Raw genomic sequence first — 18,520 nt, 5'->3', positions numbered from 1 at the left:
TGGAGATATGAAGGGAAATTTTTGTTACCGGCAGTTGTGCAGGTGGCAACATCGTTGCGTCGCACTCTTGTACTGCAGAAATTTAATTGAACAATCTTCTAGTCATTACTTCTTCATAGCAACATTTACAACCTGCGGAGATTTTGTTGCAACTGGTTTTGGTTTCCAGGTCTTCCTGTAGATTCTATACTAGATTGTGCCATTACTATTTCGGTAGCTCTTTAATGTTATAAAGCTCTTTTTCCGTTTTCTCAAATTCTTTTGAATTCATAAGCGCAGGGATTATATCGTCATAACCGAATCCGTAAGGCAGTTTGTTAATCAAATAGTGATGATTGTCTGAAGACCATTTACTAAAAAAATTGATTACATCGAGGTGTGATCCAACTATCCCAAAAATATCCTTTTTCAGAAATTTTGAATATCTATCATTGGATTTACTATCGATAGAATGGATAATTTCATTTCTAAGTTTTTTTAGCTTGTCAAATCTAACCCACCATTTTTGTTGGTTGGGTAAAATAACATTTAACGCTTCTGGAAGAATAATATTCATCTTATCATCAAGTGTATACCATCTCTCAATATCGCTTTTAGTGTTCTTAACAGTCTTCATTCTGTTGGTGTTTTTATTTTTTTCCCTACGTTTATGAACATAGTCCCATGGAATTGCCATATTTACAAGCGCTTCAATCGATGAATAAGCGATAATTACTGAAGTAATTATCAACTCGAAGTAATTCATCAAAGCAACATCGTTCGCTGCATTCTGATTATATTTCCATAGTACAGAAATCTCACTGTCAAAAATTTCTTTCGCCCTGTTAAGGTTATTCATTGCAATGTTTGAGTATAAGGAAATATCATTTGGTCTCGTGCTAAAAATTTCCTTGCCATTAGATTTTATACACCAAATTGCAGGATATGCAATAGCTCTTTTTAAATAGTTTTTATCAACTACAATGTCTGGCTTCGAAATCCTTTTGTCTTGAATATTCTTTGCAATTTCACCATGATGATATTTGCCAGCGTTGTGCAAGAGATGAACAATTTGCCACTTGCCGTCTAAAAATTCATAAAAATAACCTTTTGCTGTTGGAGAAAAAGTCTTTCGAATTTCGTTCAATGTGGTTATGTCATTTTCTCTATACTTAGAAATCTTATTCATCATCAATAAAAACGAAGATTTTAGAAAATTGGGATCTTCCGTTTCTTCAAAAAGAAAATGGATGTTTTTACCTGTGTGACTTTTGAAGATTACTTTTAACAGATTTTTTTTACTAACATTTTTAAGAGTTGAAAACATGAAGTCAAAAAAGCTAAATAGAAGATCAAAAAATTCTTTCTGATTGCGCTTCCAAAATCTATTTTCAAAATAAATTTCATTTATAGTAATTGTTATCCATTTAGGAGTGTAAATTAGATATTTGTCAACATTCTCTGACTGCACATCTTTCATTAATAATTGAACTCTTAGGGGCTTCTTTATTTTGTTCAAGAACAATTCCTTAAATACAAGCTTGAGTGAAGGAACAGTAAAGGCAATAACAACACTATGCGATTTTTTCATAAAACTAATTAGTGATAAAGCTACCACAATCCTAAAAGAGTTTAAAGCCGACTTTTGAGAATATTAGGGCCTCCGCTAGTTTATTGTCAATTAAATCTATTGTTCTTAGTCTATTGCTTCTCCACCAAATACCGCCAATACCTTTTGGGCATATGCCGTATGTGCAATTTCATATTTTTGCGGGCCTGTATGTTTACGCTGCTGAAATATTGTTTCCATAATTGTTGGTAGAGTTCTTCTTTTTCATCATGCAGGGTGGCAAGATTTTTTTCATTGTTGAGATCAGCTTCAAAATGCATTTGCACTTCTGCTAACGTTTGGCCATTGTAGTACAAACCGTATTTTCTGAGGCCATCATAAATAAGCCAGCGCTGGTCGGCGTAGCGTTCTTTAAAGTGTTTGCCAATCAACGGTAACACATTGTAATCGGGCTGAATGATGCAATAATACAACTGATCTTTTGTGAGCTGAAACCGCACGAAGGCTTTCATGCGGTGCTTTTCCCGGTTTACTTTTTTGCTGGTTTGTTGTATCAGCAATACGTCTGCGTTGGTATAATCATTTTCAATGGTGAAGTTGGATTGCAAAGCATATTGTATAAACCGAAGCAGCACATTTTCAATCTCTTTTATTTCTGAGAGATAAGAATCATACAATTGTTTGATTGTTTTTGCACTTACAATTGCTTTCAATTTTTGATATACCCTGTTGCATTTTTCAGCATTGGTTATTACGATATGCGTTTCACCAAACAGGCTTCCGGTTGTGGCTGCTTCTCTTGCAATAAAAGGTTGCGGTAATTTATATTCGTATACCTCAAACACCGCTGTCAGCAGACCTTCGAAGCTGCCATCGTATACAACAACCGTCATTAAAATAATTTTAACTGGGGAGAAAAATTGGCTTCATATTTACTGTTGCCTTCTTTTAAAATAAAAGATTTTATCTGGCCTGGTTGCCAGTCTTTCTTTTCAAAATCCGTATCACTATTGATAAAATATTTTGCCCTGTTGTAGGCGATACCCAGCTTTTGTAGATGCGAACTGTTGAGCCGCCTGAACTTTCTGGCAGCACAAATTTTCTGGGCAGACTGTATCCCAATGCCGGGTATCCGAACAATTACTTCATAACCGGCTTTGTTGATATCAACAGGAAACAGTTGCAGATTTCTTAACGCCCAGCTTAGTTTGGGATCAATGTCCGTGTCCAGTAATGGGTTTTCACGGTTTACTATTTCCTGTACTTTAAAGCCATAAAAACGCATCAGCCAATCGGCCTGGTACAAACGGTTTTCACGAATCATCGGCACCGGCGTACCGATAGCAGGTAAGCGATTATCATTACTGATGGGCACATAGCCGGAGTAGTATACCCGGCGCATGTTGAACTTTTTATAAAACCCGTTGGCCAGGTATAAAATTTCCAGGTCCGTTTCGGGTGTGGCGCCAATCACCATTTGCGTGCTTTGTCCTGCCGGTGCAAACATAGGCGTGCTGGCAAATAATTTTTTTTCTTCCTTGTTTTGTATGATGGCATCTTTTAAAAACTGCATTGGCTTCAGCATGTCTGCACGGTTCTTATCTGGTGCCAGTAAGGCGAGGCTTTTTTCCGTTGGCATTTCAACATTGATGCTTAACCGGTCGGCCCATAAGCCTGCTTCTTTTACCAGTTCATCGCTTGCTCCGGGGATGGTTTTTAAATGAATGTAACCGTTGAACTTATGTTCTGTTCTTAATTTTTTTGCTACAGATACCAGTCGCTCCATGGTATAATCTGCATTTTTAAAAATGCCAGAACTCAGGAACAATCCTTCAATGTAATTGCGGCGGTAAAAATTAATGGTAAGGTCTACCACTTCCTGTACGGTGAAGGCGGCCCGTTTGATATCATTGCTCTTGCGGCTTACACAATAGGCGCAATCAAAAATGCAATGGTTGGTAAGCAAAATTTTAAGCAGGGAAACACAGCGGCCATCTTCGGTATAGGCATGGCAGATTCCATTGCTGGCATTTCCCAACCCATTGTTGTTATTTTTACGGTCGCTGCCGCTGCTGGCACAGCTTACATCATACTTCGCAGCATCTGCAAGGATGGATAGTTTTTCAGTGATACGGTCACTCATCGGCGATACAGTTTAATAGGGAAGCGTCAAAAAATCGGGGTTGTTGGGTTGCACGTCGCCAAGCGAATTCATTGACAAACGGAATGCGCCGTGCAGCCACTCATCACTTTCAGCCCATCTTCCGGTGCGTACACTAAACGCAATTTCCCAGGTCTGGCTGATGATGATGGTTTGCTCGGTTGAAAATCCCAGGATAAAGTTTTTAAGGCGCTCATCAAAGTAAGGGATAGATAAAATGAAATCTGCAATCTCTTCATTGGTGGCATACAACAATGGCGCTGTTAATAATTCGGTTGCGGATAAATTGCGCCGCAAACCAATCGTTTGATTAACGCGGCGTTCGATGATGTTGATTAAATATTCTCCGGTTACGGCTATCATGGTTATAAAAATCAGGAATGAAAAAATTGGTTCAATATGGAAGTGATAAAAAGTTTCTGTCTTTGTTGATACCGCTGGTGTGTGCTTCGCTTAAAAAATAATCATTACCATGCAACCACTCAAAACTCTCCGCCCACAGTTTTGTATTTTTTATAAATTCATTTTCCCAGCTCTGGCTGATGATGATGGTGCTGTCAGCAATGTTGCCCAGCAAAAAATCTTTCAGCTTTACATCGAAGTAGGGAATGGTGATAATGAAATCCAGCACTTCTTCATCCGTTGCGCCGGGATAGGGTTCGTTGTCAAACTGCTGCTGCTTCGACTCCCGGTATTTGTCGATGTTTTCGCTGGCTTTTTTAAAAATAATTTCTGTCAGGTAGTCTTTTGTTACTGAGTTCATGTTGCTGATTTTTATCTTTTAAAATAATTTGCCCTGTTCGCCCGGCCGTTTAAAAATATTTGTATTCAGACTCCATTCTTCCGCATTCATGTTATACAATTTGCCGTACTTTTTATATTGCTGCGCTACCATTTGCGCAATGTGTCCCTCGCCCCGCATGCGCACGCCAAAGCGGGTATCGTTCACCTGGCCGTCATGACTTTGCTCAATCAGGTGCCACACTTTATCTGCATGGTTGGGAAAGTTTTTAAACAACCAGTCGTGAAATAACAATTTGATGGCGCCATTTAAGCGGATGAAAGTATACGCCGTGAACGTTGCGCCATTGTCTGCCGCGGCTTTCATGATGCGGTGCATTTCGTGTTCATTCAGGCCGGGTATCATTGGCCCCATCATAACACCCATGCGCACACCGGCACTGCTGAGTTCATTAATTACTTTTAATTTTTGTTTGGCCGTGGTGGTTCTTGGTTCCATGATCCTTCGTAAATCTTCGTTGAAAGAAGTGATGCTTACCATGGCAGATACGATGCCCTTCTTCGCCATATCCTGCAGCACGTCTTTGTCTTTCAGTATCCATGAATTTTTGGTGAGAATACCCACTGGCTGATTGAATTCATTGCACACTTCCAGCAGGCCTCTTGTGAGCCGGAACTTTTGTTCGGCCGGCTGATAGCAATCGGTGTTACCGCTGAGCATGATGGGTGTTGCGTCCCATTTTGGGTGCATTAAAAACTTGCGCAGCAGTTGCGGTGCATTTTTTTTGATGATAATCTTTTGCTCAAAATCAAGCCCGGCGCTGTAGCCCCAGTATTCGTGTACGTTACGGGCGTAGCAATAAATACAGCCATGCTCACAACCGGCGTAGGGGTTCATGCTGTAACTCATGCCCACGTCCTTGCTTTCTATTTTGTTGACGATTGTTTTGCTTTGCTGCTCTATGTACTGGGTGGGGATATTTCCTTCTTCCCAATCGTCGATGCCTTCAATGTGTTCCCGGGTAGATTCATTTTTTAGAAACCTGTTTTTGGTATTGAACTGGGCACCACGGCCGTGGTGATAGAGCAATCCCTTTCCTTCTACCCCGAAGGTCGAGGGATTTGATACCTGCAGATTTGTTTCTTCTTTCTCTTTATTGATTGCTGCGACTGATTTTACCGGTACACTGTCCTGTTGAAGCTGCCCTGGTTTTGATCTATTATTTGCAGCAGTTGATTCGTTGCTCATGGTATTGAATTTATAGAACCGTTTTTGTTTGTCAACCGCCGTCAGGGTTTTTAACCGCTGACGGGGTTTTGCTTCCGTTTGGCTTTCTATGGAAACTGTTTTTTGATTTGAGGGCAGCTTCAAATTGAACGGATGCTGCCCATAGCTTTTTTGTACAAGAGGGCGACGCAACGATGCTGACCATAGCGGTGTCTTAGCCCGGACCAACATTTTATTTTATGCAAACAACGATCCCTGCGTTGTGGTGACCGGTAAATTTTGAAACTCGAACCGTTGCACAATCTGGTATTTCATTTCGCCCACCGGCCTTCTCAGTAACAGCATAGCATCGGCTATGAAGCGGCCGGTGAAACTTTTGTGACTATACTCCAGCCAGCCTTTTTCGTATTGCCAGGGTTGTAATTTTCTGGCGACCGTTACATGCGGCTCTATTATAAAATGGGGCTTGTTATCGTTGTTGAGTTTCATCAGTTGCTGCGCTTCGGTTCGGATTTGTTTTACCAAATCCTGTATCGGCAATTTGGAGGTGACATTGATATAAATGGTGTGCGAAGGAAAACTGCCATAATCCTTCAACTCAATTTTTACCGGGTGATAGCCCATGGCAATGGTGTTTAAGCGATTGAGGAGGCGCTCTTCCATCATACCGTACTGTACAAAATTTGCCAGCGTCAAATGCGGCTTGCTGAAGAGTGCCGTTTCCGACTGGTATTTTTCTGCAAAGTATTTTTTCGTTTCCATGATTTTATTGCGCAGTTCTTCGTGCGGATTCAGCACCAGCAGGTACTCGTAAACTTTGTAGCCGGGCGTAGTATTGCTTAAATCCCTCGTCTTCATTTTCGGCGGTTTTGGTGGCGCTGCGGTTAATTTATTTTCCATACAATGTGCATTTTAAAATTTGGAATTGCCAATTTATTTAGTGTAAATTTACTAAATAATTTAGTTAACAATAAAATAATTTATATGGAAGTGGAAAACTTTTTTGGCAGCAATTATACCGGCACTAAACGTTTTACCCAGCACCATGTGACCGCTGCGAATGCTACGGGTTTTGGCGCTGCCGCAGATGATTATATGGAGCGGGGAATTGATTTGAATGAACAACTGATTCGCAATAAACCGGCAACTTTTTTTATGAAGGTGAGCGGCAGCAGCATGATCAACGCCGGTATTTTTGATGGCGATATTGTGATTGTTGACCGGAGTATTAAACCGAGTAATGGCAAGATTGTAATCGCGGTACTGGATGGTGAAATGTTGATCCGCCGCTACGAACGAACGATTAATAAACTGCGGCTGATTCCGGAGACGCCCAAGCTGGCCACCATTGATGTGAGTGAGTTTATGGATTTTAAAATATGGGGAGTGGTGATTTGTGTGATCAGGAATGTGTAGGTATGCAACCCCGTCAGCGGTTATAAACCCTGACGGCGGTTGATGGTAGGAAGTTCTTTTTTTAAGATTGATCATCTCTTACTAACCGCCGACGGGGCTGATAGCCGCCGTCGGGGTTATGGAAGAATTAGATGTTTGTGGATATTAAACGTAGAAAATAAAACAATACATATGGACATTCAAACATTGGACCAAGGACAGTTCTTTCATATTTATAACAGGGGTGTAAATGGGGAAGATATTTTTAAAGAACGGCGGAACTATTATTATTTTCTACAGCAATACTTTGCCTATTGTTCCGATGTTTTTGAAATCTATTGCTATGCGCTGTTAAAAAATCATTTCCATCTGCTGGTGCATGTAAGAGAAAATGTGGTGGTGGCTAAATCGAATGGCCAGGGAATTTTACAGCTCAGCGCATCCAAACAATTGTCACACTTCTTTAATTCCTACGCACAATCTGTCAACCGCATTAATAAACGTACAGGATCTTTATTTGAATCTCCCTTTAAACGAAAGTTAATTGATGATGCCAGCTATATTACCACAGTTATTTATTACTGCCACTACAATGCGCAGCTGCACGGTTTTGTGAATGATTTTAAAGGATGGGAATTTTCTTCTTATCATTCAATTTTAAAGAATGACGATACTTTTTTGGCTGCCACAAAAGTGTTGGATTGGTTCGGTGGAGTTGCTGCATTTGAAGACGCACATAAAGAAAGATATGGAAAAGAAGGGATGGAGAAATTCATGATAGAATAATTTTTATTCCGTCTCTTATTAACCGCCGTCAGGGCTTATAGCCGCTGACGGGGTTATGTTCACGGAATTTAAAAGTTTAAAATATTTTCTGATGGATTTACAAAATGTTTTTGACGAATCGGGCTCAATTGAAAGCTCATGGACTGAGCGCCGGAGTTTTAAAGCCATCATAGATTGTAACAGTTTTTACTGCAGCTGCGAACGGCTGTTTAAACCACACCTGGATAATAAACCGGTGGTGGTACTGAGCAACAATGATGGTTGTATTATTTCCAGGAGCGATGAGGCGAAGGCTATTGGCGTGGGTATGGCGGGGCCCTATTTTTTGGCTAAGCCGCTGATTGAAAAATTCAATGTGGCGACTTTTTCTTCCAACTATAATTTGTATGGCGATTTAAGCTGGCGGGTGATGGAAACCCTGCGCATGATTCTGGGTGAAGAAAATGTGGAGGTCTATTCTGTTGATGAAGCCTTTCTGGATTTGAGCGATTATGATGCGAACAGTTTATATGACCTGGCAGCCTATATCTTAGATACGGTAGAAATGTGGACGGGCATCAAAGTATCCATCGGGGTGGCGCCCACCAAAGTGCTGGCGAAAGTAGCCAACCGTTTATCGAAAAAAGACAAGCGGAAGAAATGTGTAATGGTATTGGATACGGAAGAAAAAATTACCGATGCATTGTACAAAACACCTATCAGTGATGTATGGGGTGTGGGCCACCAGTATGCAACAAAGTTAAGGGATATGCATGCCATTTATACGGCGCTGGATCTTAGTAAAAGAAAAGAAGAATGGGCGAAGGTGCATCTGGGTGGTGTGGTAGGTGTTCGTTTATTGAAAGAATTAAAAGGCGAACCGGTGAATGAAATGGAAGACCAGTTGAGCAGTAAAAAAATGATTGCCTCTACCCGTATGTTCGGCAATGCGGTGAGTACCATTGAAGAAATTAAAGAAGCCATTGCGACTTATACTTCGCGTGCTGCGGAGAAGTTGCGGCGGCAAAAAAGTGCTGCGAATGTGATCAGTGTTTTCGTTGTGCCCAAAGAAGCAAGCACCAGCGAACGCTTCCGGCATGGTCCAAGTGTGGGCAATTATACCACCCTACCTTTTGCAACCGCGGCCACACATGAACTGATAAAGCCGGCAATGAAACTGGTAGACAAATTATTTGAACCCGGCAAGCGGTACAAAAAAGCAGGCGTAACATTGAGCGGACTGGTACCGGATGACACCATACAAGGAAACTTATTTAAAGAAGAAACCAACAACAACAAGCGTTTATTAATGAGCATGGTGGACAATGTAAACTTCGCTATGCGGGACGATATGGTAAAATTTGCAGCATCGGGCACCACACGCAACTGGAAGATGCGGCAGGAAATGCGCAGCCCCAGATATACTACCCGCTGGGATGAAATGTGCGAAGTGAAATAATAATGAAGCTTTAAAGATCACGCAACATTTATCATCAACTTGTTAAAACAAATTTTGTTGTTGGGGGACGAAGATTGGTTTTGGCAATTTTAGTCCACACTCTTTATTCAGCTTGTCGACCAGGTAAACTGTTAGCTCCGGTGAAGTCGCTTCATTGTGCATGTGCATGAAAAAATAGACTTCGCTTAAACCTTTATCCAGCCATTGTTTCATGCGGTTTACCCATACATCGATTCTTGCATAATCAGACGGATGTAAGCTGTTGCCTACGTAGCGTATAAAAGTTTTAGCAACTGGCAGATACATGTGTGCGCAATCTCTTCTGCCGCTGGCATCTGTAATTACTGCGCCCATGTTTAATTGCCGCAATGTGGTAAAAAATTCTTTGGAGATAGTGGCATTTGCAAACCACTCCGGATGACGGACTTCTACAAAAAATTGAAACTCTTTAGGCAGGAATTGCAGGTAGGCAAACAATTCGCTTTTTCTGGCGGGTGAAAAAGATTCGCTTACCTGGATGAAGATGGGACCAAGGTTATCGCCAAAGGCTTGTATGCCTTTTAAAAACTCAGTCGTCAATCCCTCTTTTCCTTTGAGGCTGCCGATATGGGTTACACCGTTGTACATTTTGGGACAAAATAAAAAGTCTTTTCCTGCTGACTTGTCTGCCCATTTTTGAATGGTATCTGTTCCATACAACTGATAATGCGTAGCATTTAATTCAATGCTGTTATAATGCTGCACATAGTGTTGCAGAAAATCTTTTTCTTTTGTTTTGGGTGGATAAATTTTGCCCAACCATTCTGTGCGCCCCCATTTGGCACAGCCAATGTATACTTTGGGATTTGTAACAGGTACGCCATTTAATACCGCATTGTTAAAGGCCGGTTCAGCGGGCAGACTAAAGTCAATCTTATCCAATTCATTTTCCGGTACACGTCCAAATTCCATAAATAAACTGTTTATATTTTTTGTTTCACCAAGGTTTCAATTTTCCTATTCCTAAGCTTTTCATACAGCGCAATATTCATCATAATCAACAGCATACCATAAAATATATCTTCCAAAGGAATGGTATAAATGCGAATGCCCAGGTTCTCTGCATCATTGTATAAAACCACCGGGATGGCTGTCAAAAAACCATTCACCAGCAGGAACGCAATTAAAATGACAGCATACGCTATTAAAAAAAAATTTGTATTAAAATCCCTGAAGAATTTTTTAAATGCAAACAACTTGATGATAAAAAGCGCACAAAGTATAAAGGCCCAGCTGGTGTAATACCTGTTATAAAAGATCAATCCTGTTATTAACAAAGTGGCTGCCAATAACTGCATCAAAATGTTTGCCTGTTTTTTATCGGATAGCAATGGGAAATAGCACCTGATACACTCGTAAATAAATACACAACAATAAGGTACTACGAAAAAAAACAATACTTCTTCAATGGGTAGGTTGAAGAGTTTTATGTCGGTGATATAATTGTCATTAAAGCTCCAGACATTTTTTGCGGTAAAGAAAATATCCCAGGCTATGTAAATGAATGCAGGAAACAGCATTGCAGGAAACAGGTATTTCCACTTTTTATAAAAGGCTACCTTCTTATCAAAACTCAACGCCAGCGGCCCGGCGAGGCTGCAGCCAAGAATTAAAAAATAAGTGTAGTGATTGTTCAATTGTTTAAATTAGAAATAGTTTTGCAAATGGATTCTACGCTAAGATAAAAGATCATTAATGAAATGCAGTACAAGAGTGCGACGCCTGTGAAGCTCAAAAGTAAATCAACTGTTTGGCCAAAAAAATTATTGAGCGTTTCTTAATTTATCGGCTTTTACTTTTTGCCAGTATTTTTTTGCCACGAACAACATACCAAAACTTTCGCCCTCGTATTTATCCAGGTGCTTGTGGTGCATTTTATGCGCCCAGCGGATGGTGCGGATATAGGTATTGTTGCTGCGGGTAAACCATTTAAACCGCTGGTGGATGATGACTTCGTGCACAACAAAATAGGCGAAGCCATACAAGGCAATGCCAAAGCCAATAGCGGCTGCGGTATACACCTGGTGCTGCAGGCCAAGCATAATACACAACCAGCTCGGTATGGCGAATATCAAAAAGAAGGCGTCGTTTTTTTCAAAAAATCCAGGCTTAGGCTGGTGATGATCCTGGTGCAGGTGCCATAAAAACCCATGCATGATGTAGCGGTGTGTAAGCCAGGTAATGCCTTCCATTAAAAAAAAGGTGACCAGTGTAATTGATAAAAATAAAAGCCAGTGCATTGTATAAAATATTATTTCAAAAAAGTGCGGAGTAATAAAAAAAACATCACTTGTATCAATAACAAATGTATGGCAAATTTGTTTTGCTTGTTGAACCTACAAAAGTGGAAAACCGCCAGCAGCAATGCGCCAATAGCCAGCCAGCACATGTAATTGTACAGTGGAATACTGCCATTCTTCCATTGCCAGTAGCCGAGTTTTACCGCCACTGGTTCTATCAGCCAGTCAAACAAAACAGCCAGCGTGGCGCCGTCTGCAATCACAGAAATGCCTTTTAAAGCTATTGGTGGGGCTTTAGTTTCAGTGGCTAATTTGCTGATGATATTGTTTAAAAAAGTATGTATTGTAATGCCGCAACAATACACCACAATCAGCCAGTTGATGCCGATTACAACCGGCACCTGTTGCCATTTAAAACCGAGTACATCGCCATAGCTGTAATTGCCGAACAGCAACCCGGTGTTTACACCAATTACTTCTGCTGCAAAGCCAGCAATAAAAGCTATCACCGCGAACAGATAGAAAAACTTGTTCTTGTCTTTGTGCGTCCATATAAGCAAGGTCGCACTCAATAATAAATTAAACGGCGTTGACTGGATGATAAATGTGCTGTTAAAAACAAGTATGCCCACCAAACCGATTGTGTGAAAAAGGATGGCTATAAAAGTGGCCGCCTGGTATTTAGAAATATTGTTAAGCAATATCAGTGAGCTTGTTTTGGGTGATTGGCTGCAATTAATTCACTTACAATTTTGGCACTCTTTAAACAAAGCGGAATGCCTCCGCCGGGATGCACACTGCCACCGCAAAAATACAAACCCTTTAATGCATTGGAAAAATTAGATGGCCTGAAAAAGGCCGCCAGCCTGGAATTGGAACTGGTACCATACAGTGATCCCATGTAACTTGCCGTTTGTGATTCTATCATCACCGGGTCGAGCGTTTGTTCTGTTTCAATGAAGGATTCAATATCTTCCTTCAGCATACGTTTCAATTTGCTGATGACATTTTTTCTTAGAACCGTTTTTAATTCATCCCAGCTTTGCCCGGTATTGGCCGGTGCATTCACCATTACAAACCAGTTTTCTTTTCCTTCAGGACATTGACCCGCCTCCATCTTGGAAGTTATGTTGATGTAGATAGTGGGATCGTCGATTAACTTTTTTTGCTCAAAAATATGGTCGAACTCTGTTTTATAATCTTTGCTGAAAAGAATATTGTGCAGGTGTAATTGCGGAAATGGTTTGCTGATGCCCCAGTAAAAAATGATAGCGCTGCTGCTGCGCTCCTGCTTTAATACGTTCTTGGCCTGCAGAGGGTTGTTCAATAAATTTTTATAGGTGAAATAAATATCGCCATTACTAACTACCACATCAGCATTTACTTCGTTCTTATTTACAAGCACCCCTTGCACTGCTTTATCAGCATGCATAATTTGTTGAACGGGTGTATTAAAATAAAACTGCACACCCTTTTTTACTGCCAGTTGATGTAAAGCATTGGTGATGCTAATCATGCCGCCGTGCGGATAAAATGTTCCCTGGTTTTGTTCCAGGTGAGGGATCAAACTCAGCATGGCCGGGGCCTTATACGGATTGCTACCATTGTAAGTTGCAAAGCGATTAAACAACTGCACCGCCTCTGGTGATGCAAAATGTTTGCTGTTGTACTGGTTCATCGACTTCAATAAATAATCAGGCCGTAATGTTTTTAATGCGGGAAATATTCTTTTATTAAACCATGTAGCTGCCTTGTGCAAAGAGTTATTTAAAAATACGGTGCCAATATTATTGTATAATTTTTCAGCATTCTTTAAGTAAGAGATTACATTTTCCGGCGGTTCGTTTAATTGCTCTTTTAGTTCTTTGGCAAACAGGGTTGCGTCCGTATGCGCATGTATTACCTTACCATTTTCATAAAAATATTTACAGGCGATGGGAACCGATTCGTAAGAAAAATATTGCTCCATTGGCTCATTGGCCAATTCAAATAATTCCACTATGTTCTGAGGTTGTGTGAATAAAGATGGGCCTGCATCGAAGTAATAACCATCTTGTTCAAATGCTGATAGCTTGCCGCCTGGCACCCTGTTTTTTTCGTATACTGAAACATCGAAACCCTGCACTGCAAGACGGATGCCTACGGCCATACCGCCTATACCACTTCCGATAATGATTGCTTTTTTTTTGTGCATGATTAAATAACGACGACGCAATCAGCGTTGCTGCTAACTTGCCGTGTTGCGTTGTGCAAGATACGCCTGTAGTCTTGGAAAGGCGATTTTAAACCACTCACTGTATTTTTCAGGATACAGGTGCAAATCTGACTGGATGCTTTCGGTAGATTCATATTGATACCAGTTCACCTCGTCTGCATCAGGAATAATAACCCCATCGTATACGCCGGTAAACACATGATCGTATTCGTATTCGGTAAGTCCGTTATCAAAAGGCGCTTTATAAATAAATTCAAATGCTTTTTCCAGTTGGGTTGTAAAGCCCATCTCTTCTTTCAAACGCTTTGCCGCGGCTTCAGCAATATCCTGCCCGGGTGCGGGGTGACTGCAGCAGGTGTTGGTCCATAACAAAGGACTATGGTATTTACCCGCTGCCCTTTGCTGCAACAACATTTCGCCGTTGCTGTTAAAAATAAAAACGCTGAAAGCCCTGTGCAGCAGGGCCTTTTCGTGAACTTCCATTTTTTCCATTGTACCTGTTGGCACATCGTTTTCATCTACTAAAATAACATCCATACAAGTTGCACTTTTATAAAATATTGAACTGGTTTCTTACGCCAGCCTTGGCTACAATTAACACTTTGCCATAATCGGGTATACGAATTCTTTGTTCTAAAATATGGTGTGGCGCAGTTTTTTTTATTTTCTTAAAAAGTGATAAATAATATTTGTACGCCACGTAAACACCGAACCTTGCCTTGATGGGTAACTGAACAATACCCTCATATGCACCGGCAAAATCCTCTTCAATTTCCCGCTCTATCTGCCGCTTCATCGAAGGAGTAAAATTATTAAAATCCACTCCCGGAAAATAGGTTCTGCTCAGGCCTTCATAATCTGCTTTCACATCCCGCAAAAAATTTACTTTCTGAAAAGCGGCACCCAGCAACTGAGCAGAAGGTTTTAATTTTTCATACATCACCACATCTCCTTCACAAAAAATATACAGGCACATTAAGCCAACTACTTCAGCACTACCATAAATATAGGCTTTATAACCGTCACAGTCATAGCTTGCCTTGCTAAGATCCATTTCCATACTTGTAAAAAAAGCATCTATCAAATGATGCGGTATGCCGTATTTGTTTACGGTTATCTGAAAGCTGTGCAGTATTGGGTTTAGGCTGATCTTCCTTTTAATGGCAAGATAGGTTTCATCTTTAAATTCATCCAGCAGCATAGCCTTATCATGCTGGTGAAATGTATCAACAATCTCATCAGCAAAACGCACAAACCCATAAATATTAAACACCGGTGTACGCAGGTTGGGATGCAATAATTTTATGGCACTGCTGAAAGATGTACTGTACATTTCCGTAGTAGCCTTACTGCACTGCTGGCTCAATTCATGAAACAAGTCTATCATGCTTCTTAACTGATTTTTTTGGTGATCATTTGTTTTCTGTGCATCATCGTTGTGTCACTCACTTATACTTATAAAGCTGTATTGAACTTCAGCCTCCTGGTGGAAAAGTATTATGATAGCAATCGCATTGAACTACGACCATTTAAACACAACTTCAATTTCTATAACCAATCAAAACCGTTTTTGTTAAAAATATTTTACTATTTCTTTTACAACAACTTCCCCGCTTATCAAACTGGGAGGCACTCCCGGGCCAGGTACTGTAAGCTGACCGGTATAAAATAAGTTGCTTATTTTTTTGCTTCTGCAGCCTGGTTTTAAGACAGCTGTCTGCATCAAAGTGTTCGCCAGGCCATATGCATTTCCTTTAAATGCATTGTAGTCTTCAATAAAATTGCTCACAGCATATGATTTCTTGTAGACAATCGCATCTTTAATTGTTTGCCCGATGCGGTTTTCATACCGCTCAATAATTTCATCAAAATATTTATCCCTGAGTGCTTCCGTATCGCCAGTTAATCCTGCTGCAACAGGTATCAGAAAAAATAAATTTTCGCATCCTTCCGGTGCCACCGTATCATCAGTTACTGAAGTTACACTTACATAAAACAAAGGCTTTTCCGGCCATTGTGGTTCGGTATAAATTTCTTTTCCATGCACTTCAAAACTGGTATCGAAAAACAACGTGTGGTGTAAAACGTTTTCCAGTTTTTTATTTAGACCAACATAATATATCAGGCAACTAGGTGCCATCACACGTTTATCCCAATATGCATCACTGTAAGATCTGTATTGTTGGGATAATAATTTTGTTTCAACAAAATGATAATCTGCTCCGCCAATCACCACATCCGCATCAAATATTTTTTCTTCCATCCGCCCTTGTTTATCAGGTGTATTAGCAACGACACTCTTTGCAAGGCCAGATTCAACATCTATTTTTATAACGTTGTGATTGAAATTAAAAAGAACGCCGAGTTCGGTTGCGAGCTGGTGCATCGCCTCTACAATTTTATACATCCCGCCTTTAGGATACCAGGTACCAGATTTTACATCCGCGTAATTCATCAGGCTGTATAAGGCCGGCGTATTTTGTGGCAAAGCTCCTAAAAACAACACAGGAAACTCAAGCAACTGTTGCAATTGCGGGTGCCTAAAATATTTACTAATATGCTTCTTCATGGATGTAAAAACATCCAGCTTAAAAATGCCTTTTAACAGATCAAGATCTGCAAACTCAGCAATACTTTGCCCGGGTTTATGTACCAGTTTATTGATGCCCACTTCATATTTATATTGGGCTTCCTCCATAAATTTATCCAGCTGAACTCCGCTGCCCGGCTCAATACTTTCGAATAAATTTTTAAGACAATTGTAATCGGCCGGAATATCCATATATTTTTCGGGCCAGTAAATTCTGTAGGAAGGATCGAGCCTGTCGAGTTGGTAATAATCGCTAACCGTTTTGCCAAAGCAACTAAAAAAGCGTTCAAACACGTCCGGCATCCAGTACCAGCTGGGGCCCATATCAAAAGTAAATCCCGCTGCCTGTAACAACCTCGCTCTTCCGCCGGGCATAGATTGCTTTTCTACAACAGTAACATTCCAGCCTTCTTTTGCCATAAAACAGGCAGCGGATAAGCCGGCAAATCCGCTTCCTATGATGACTACATTTTTCAAATTAAGGTAAACCTAAAGCGTTTTATTTTGGTAAAGGAATGGGTAAAAATTAATAACGGGTAATCTGTTCCTTCAATAACTTTCTTGCAAAGTGTATCCGGCTCTTGATGGTACCCAGGGGCTCGCTCAACATATCTGCAATTTCGTGGTACTTATACCCTTCGAAATACAACATAAACGGGTTGCGGAAAATAGCAGGTAATTCATGCACCGCAGCTTGTATATCTTTTAACTTCAGTGCGCCTTCAGCTGCATTACTGGTAGTAACCTGGTTATAATTTAATAAAAACTCATTTGGAGTGCTATCAAAAATGGTATTTTGTTTTGCCTTGCGCCGGTAATTATTAATAAATATATTGCGCATAATAGTGTACAACCAGGCCTTGATATTTGTACCCACATTGTATTTCTCTTTATTGGCCAGGGCCCTGTACATAGTTTCCTGCAATAAATCTTTCGCCACCTCATTGTCCCGCGTAAGGGTGATAGCAAAGGGCTTTAAAAATTCAGTATTGTTAACAAGCAATTGATTGAAGTCTATCGTTGCCATCTTAAAGTGTTTAAATTGTTATACTGTAAAGTTAAACAAATAAAATTGAATAATGCACTATTTTTTGTTTAATTTTTTTAACATCTTCTTAAACAAATAAAATGAAGGAGTAAGCAGGAAAAGTGGTTTACAAAGCAGCGACAAATTCCATCACTTCAGGAAATGACTTTTTGAAATTGATATGCGCGGGAATTTTCTTTTCATAAGTATTAGTAAGCAGGCCTGAAATAATAATCGGTGTTGAGTGAAACTTTTTTGTGATGGCTGAGATAAACTTATCGAAATTAAAATTATGCCCCACAGCGGTGAGATGAGAATATAAATAGTCTGGCTTTTTTAAATTTACCACATACTCCACATCCTGCATGGGTACATTTGCCCCAAGGTAAATGGTTGAAATGCCCCTGCTCTTCAACAGGTAGTACATAAATAACATCCCCAACTCGTGGTATTCACCTTCCGGCAGAAACAACAATACTGTTTTAGTAACTTTCAGAGAGGTAACAATTCCTTCAATACCTACTATCAGCTTTTGACGGATGATATTTGTTACAAGATGCTCCTGCGCTGGATTTATGTGATTGGTAAGCCACAGAATTCCTATTTTTTCCAGGTAAGGAAAAATAATATCCCTGATCGTTCGCTCAATGCCCCGCACACGGATATAGTTATCAAGTATGCTTTCCAGTTTTTCAATGTTTAAATCAACCATGCATTGTATTAAATCATGTACAATGCGTTCCTGCTGGGCCTGTGTCTGAGTTAACGATAATATCTTTTCCCTAACCTCAGCGTCTCCCATCTTGTCTATATGAGAAATCTTGTAGCCATATTTATTTAGTAAGGAAATATTAAGGACTTTTTTTAACTCGTCGTTGCTGTAATACCTTATGTTGGTATCCGACCGGGATGGCTTTAAAAAATTGTAACGCTGCTCCCAAATTCGTATGGTGTGCGCCTTGATACCTGATAAGTTTTCGAGATCTTTTATTGTGAATGAATTCATAGTTGGTGAGTTATTTCTTTTGGCCTTTTAACAATGGTTAAATTATTTTGTTTAAAGATAGCAGTTAAAAGATTAACAAATCCGATTCTAAGTCACTTTTTCAGG

20 protein-coding genes are annotated in these 18,520 nt (G+C 40.2%); 3 read left to right on the top strand and 17 right to left on the bottom strand.

The features are described 5' to 3' along the window. Positions 1-205: 205 nt before the first annotated feature. The 7 genes from QWZ08_RS22150 to QWZ08_RS22120 form a co-directional block, all read right to left on the bottom strand. Positions 206-1,570, bottom strand: coding sequence for a hypothetical protein (locus QWZ08_RS22150; RefSeq protein ID WP_290339769.1), 1,365 nt, complete (start codon positions 1,568-1,570; stop codon positions 206-208). A 110-nt stretch (positions 1,571-1,680) separates the two neighbouring features. Then, a complete protein-coding gene (locus QWZ08_RS22145; RefSeq protein WP_290339768.1) occupies positions 1,681-2,442 on the bottom strand; it encodes a TIGR03915 family putative DNA repair protein in 762 nt (253 codons plus the stop codon). After that, complete coding sequence (locus QWZ08_RS22140) at positions 2,442-3,692, bottom strand: putative DNA modification/repair radical SAM protein (protein WP_290339767.1); 1,251 nt, start codon at positions 3,690-3,692, stop codon at positions 2,442-2,444. The genes QWZ08_RS22145 and QWZ08_RS22140 overlap by 1 nt, the downstream gene beginning before the upstream one ends. Before the next feature lie 12 nt (positions 3,693-3,704). Then, entirely contained in the window at positions 3,705-4,073 is a 369-nt protein-coding gene (locus tag QWZ08_RS22135; protein ID WP_290339765.1) for a hypothetical protein, read from the bottom strand. Positions 4,074-4,104: 31 nt separating this feature from the next. Then, positions 4,105-4,473, bottom strand: a complete 369-nt coding sequence (locus QWZ08_RS22130) for a hypothetical protein (protein ID WP_290339764.1) — start codon at positions 4,471-4,473, stop codon at positions 4,105-4,107. Between the two features lie 18 nt (positions 4,474-4,491). Beyond that, positions 4,492-5,700, bottom strand: coding sequence for a PA0069 family radical SAM protein (locus QWZ08_RS22125; protein ID WP_290339763.1), 1,209 nt, complete (start codon positions 5,698-5,700; stop codon positions 4,492-4,494). Positions 5,701-5,916: 216 nt separating this feature from the next. After that, on the bottom strand, positions 5,917-6,579 hold the full coding sequence (locus QWZ08_RS22120) for a 2'-5' RNA ligase family protein (protein WP_290339762.1): 663 nt from the start codon (positions 6,577-6,579) through the stop codon (positions 5,917-5,919). Positions 6,580-6,663: 84 nt separating this feature from the next. Between QWZ08_RS22120 and QWZ08_RS22115 the strand changes: the two genes are divergently transcribed. The 3 genes from QWZ08_RS22115 to QWZ08_RS22105 all read left to right on the top strand — a co-directional run bounded on the left by QWZ08_RS22115 (position 6,664) and on the right by QWZ08_RS22105 (position 9,298). Continuing rightward, positions 6,664-7,095: a LexA family protein gene (locus tag QWZ08_RS22115; protein WP_290339761.1), complete on the top strand. Its 432-nt coding sequence runs from the start codon at positions 6,664-6,666 to the stop codon at positions 7,093-7,095. Positions 7,096-7,266: 171 nt separating this feature from the next. Further along, a complete protein-coding gene (locus QWZ08_RS22110) occupies positions 7,267-7,860 on the top strand; it encodes a hypothetical protein (RefSeq protein WP_290339760.1) in 594 nt (197 codons plus the stop codon). A 91-nt stretch (positions 7,861-7,951) separates the two neighbouring features. Further along, positions 7,952-9,298, top strand: coding sequence for a Y-family DNA polymerase (locus tag QWZ08_RS22105; RefSeq protein WP_290339759.1), 1,347 nt, complete (start codon positions 7,952-7,954; stop codon positions 9,296-9,298). Between the two features lie 42 nt (positions 9,299-9,340). Here QWZ08_RS22105 and QWZ08_RS22100 read toward each other — a convergent pair whose 3' ends face one another. The 10 genes from QWZ08_RS22100 to QWZ08_RS22055 all read right to left on the bottom strand — a co-directional run bounded on the left by QWZ08_RS22100 (position 9,341) and on the right by QWZ08_RS22055 (position 18,415). After that, the gene (locus QWZ08_RS22100; protein WP_290339757.1) at positions 9,341-10,249 is read right to left on the bottom strand and encodes a DUF72 domain-containing protein; all 909 of its coding nucleotides are present in this window, start codon (positions 10,247-10,249) and stop codon (positions 9,341-9,343) included. A gap of 11 nt (positions 10,250-10,260) precedes the next feature. Further along, entirely contained in the window at positions 10,261-10,974 is a 714-nt protein-coding gene (locus tag QWZ08_RS22095; RefSeq protein WP_290339756.1) for a lycopene cyclase domain-containing protein, read from the bottom strand. A gap of 126 nt (positions 10,975-11,100) precedes the next feature. After that, positions 11,101-11,577 carry a sterol desaturase family protein gene (locus QWZ08_RS22090; protein WP_290339755.1) on the bottom strand — a complete coding sequence of 159 codons (477 nt, stop codon included), beginning with the start codon at positions 11,575-11,577 and terminating at the stop codon, positions 11,101-11,103. A gap of 11 nt (positions 11,578-11,588) precedes the next feature. Then, entirely contained in the window at positions 11,589-12,278 is a 690-nt protein-coding gene (locus tag QWZ08_RS22085) for a carotenoid biosynthesis protein (RefSeq protein ID WP_290339754.1), read from the bottom strand. A 2-nt stretch (positions 12,279-12,280) separates the two neighbouring features. Then, the gene (crtD, locus tag QWZ08_RS22080) at positions 12,281-13,771 is read right to left on the bottom strand and encodes a 1-hydroxycarotenoid 3,4-desaturase CrtD (RefSeq protein ID WP_290339753.1); all 1,491 of its coding nucleotides are present in this window, start codon (positions 13,769-13,771) and stop codon (positions 12,281-12,283) included. A gap of 33 nt (positions 13,772-13,804) precedes the next feature. Then, a complete protein-coding gene (idi, locus tag QWZ08_RS22075) occupies positions 13,805-14,329 on the bottom strand; it encodes an isopentenyl-diphosphate Delta-isomerase (RefSeq protein WP_290339752.1) in 525 nt (174 codons plus the stop codon). A 13-nt stretch (positions 14,330-14,342) separates the two neighbouring features. Then, positions 14,343-15,179, bottom strand: a complete 837-nt coding sequence (locus tag QWZ08_RS22070; protein ID WP_290339751.1) for a phytoene/squalene synthase family protein — start codon at positions 15,177-15,179, stop codon at positions 14,343-14,345. 186 nt (positions 15,180-15,365) lie between these two features. Then, on the bottom strand, positions 15,366-16,859 hold the full coding sequence (gene crtID, locus QWZ08_RS22065) for a bifunctional phytoene desaturase/3,4-desaturase (protein ID WP_290339750.1): 1,494 nt from the start codon (positions 16,857-16,859) through the stop codon (positions 15,366-15,368). Positions 16,860-16,908: 49 nt separating this feature from the next. Continuing rightward, the gene (locus QWZ08_RS22060; RefSeq protein WP_290339749.1) at positions 16,909-17,409 is read right to left on the bottom strand and encodes an RNA polymerase sigma factor; all 501 of its coding nucleotides are present in this window, start codon (positions 17,407-17,409) and stop codon (positions 16,909-16,911) included. 127 nt (positions 17,410-17,536) lie between these two features. Next, positions 17,537-18,415, bottom strand: coding sequence for a MerR family transcriptional regulator (locus QWZ08_RS22055; RefSeq protein ID WP_290339748.1), 879 nt, complete (start codon positions 18,413-18,415; stop codon positions 17,537-17,539). Between the last annotated feature and the right edge of the window lie 105 nt (positions 18,416-18,520).

This window comes from Ferruginibacter paludis (genome assembly GCF_030409685.1).
GTDB classification, from domain to species: Bacteria; Bacteroidota; Bacteroidia; order Chitinophagales; family Chitinophagaceae; genus Ferruginibacter; species Ferruginibacter paludis.
This window is presented reverse-complemented; position numbering and strand designations above follow the sequence as displayed.

What these genes read in the sequence shown, in the direction of transcription:
- QWZ08_RS22150 (WP_290339769.1), bottom strand. Translation starts at nt 1,570, where the DNA reads ATGAAAAAATCGCATAGTGTTGTTATTGCCTTTACTGTTCCTTCACTC.
- QWZ08_RS22145 (WP_290339768.1), bottom strand. Translation starts at nt 2,442, where the DNA reads ATGACGGTTGTTGTATACGATGGCAGCTTCGAAGGTCTGCTGACAGCG.
- QWZ08_RS22140 (WP_290339767.1), bottom strand. Translation starts at nt 3,692, where the DNA reads ATGAGTGACCGTATCACTGAAAAACTATCCATCCTTGCAGATGCTGCG.
- QWZ08_RS22135 (WP_290339765.1), bottom strand. Translation starts at nt 4,073, where the DNA reads ATGATAGCCGTAACCGGAGAATATTTAATCAACATCATCGAACGCCGC.
- QWZ08_RS22130 (WP_290339764.1), bottom strand. Translation starts at nt 4,473, where the DNA reads ATGAACTCAGTAACAAAAGACTACCTGACAGAAATTATTTTTAAAAAA.
- QWZ08_RS22125 (WP_290339763.1), bottom strand. Translation starts at nt 5,700, where the DNA reads ATGAGCAACGAATCAACTGCTGCAAATAATAGATCAAAACCAGGGCAG.
- QWZ08_RS22120 (WP_290339762.1), bottom strand. Translation starts at nt 6,579, where the DNA reads ATGGAAAATAAATTAACCGCAGCGCCACCAAAACCGCCGAAAATGAAG.
- QWZ08_RS22115 (WP_290339761.1), top strand. Translation starts at nt 6,664, where the DNA reads ATGGAAGTGGAAAACTTTTTTGGCAGCAATTATACCGGCACTAAACGT.
- QWZ08_RS22110 (WP_290339760.1), top strand. Translation starts at nt 7,267, where the DNA reads ATGGACATTCAAACATTGGACCAAGGACAGTTCTTTCATATTTATAAC.
- QWZ08_RS22105 (WP_290339759.1), top strand. Translation starts at nt 7,952, where the DNA reads ATGGATTTACAAAATGTTTTTGACGAATCGGGCTCAATTGAAAGCTCA.
- QWZ08_RS22100 (WP_290339757.1), bottom strand. Translation starts at nt 10,249, where the DNA reads ATGGAATTTGGACGTGTACCGGAAAATGAATTGGATAAGATTGACTTT.
- QWZ08_RS22090 (WP_290339755.1), bottom strand. Translation starts at nt 11,577, where the DNA reads ATGCACTGGCTTTTATTTTTATCAATTACACTGGTCACCTTTTTTTTA.
- crtD (WP_290339753.1), bottom strand. Translation starts at nt 13,771, where the DNA reads ATGCACAAAAAAAAAGCAATCATTATCGGAAGTGGTATAGGCGGTATG.
- idi (WP_290339752.1), bottom strand. Translation starts at nt 14,329, where the DNA reads ATGGATGTTATTTTAGTAGATGAAAACGATGTGCCAACAGGTACAATG.
- QWZ08_RS22070 (WP_290339751.1), bottom strand. Translation starts at nt 15,179, where the DNA reads ATGATAGACTTGTTTCATGAATTGAGCCAGCAGTGCAGTAAGGCTACT.
- QWZ08_RS22060 (WP_290339749.1), bottom strand. Translation starts at nt 17,409, where the DNA reads ATGGCAACGATAGACTTCAATCAATTGCTTGTTAACAATACTGAATTT.
- QWZ08_RS22055 (WP_290339748.1), bottom strand. Translation starts at nt 18,415, where the DNA reads ATGAATTCATTCACAATAAAAGATCTCGAAAACTTATCAGGTATCAAG.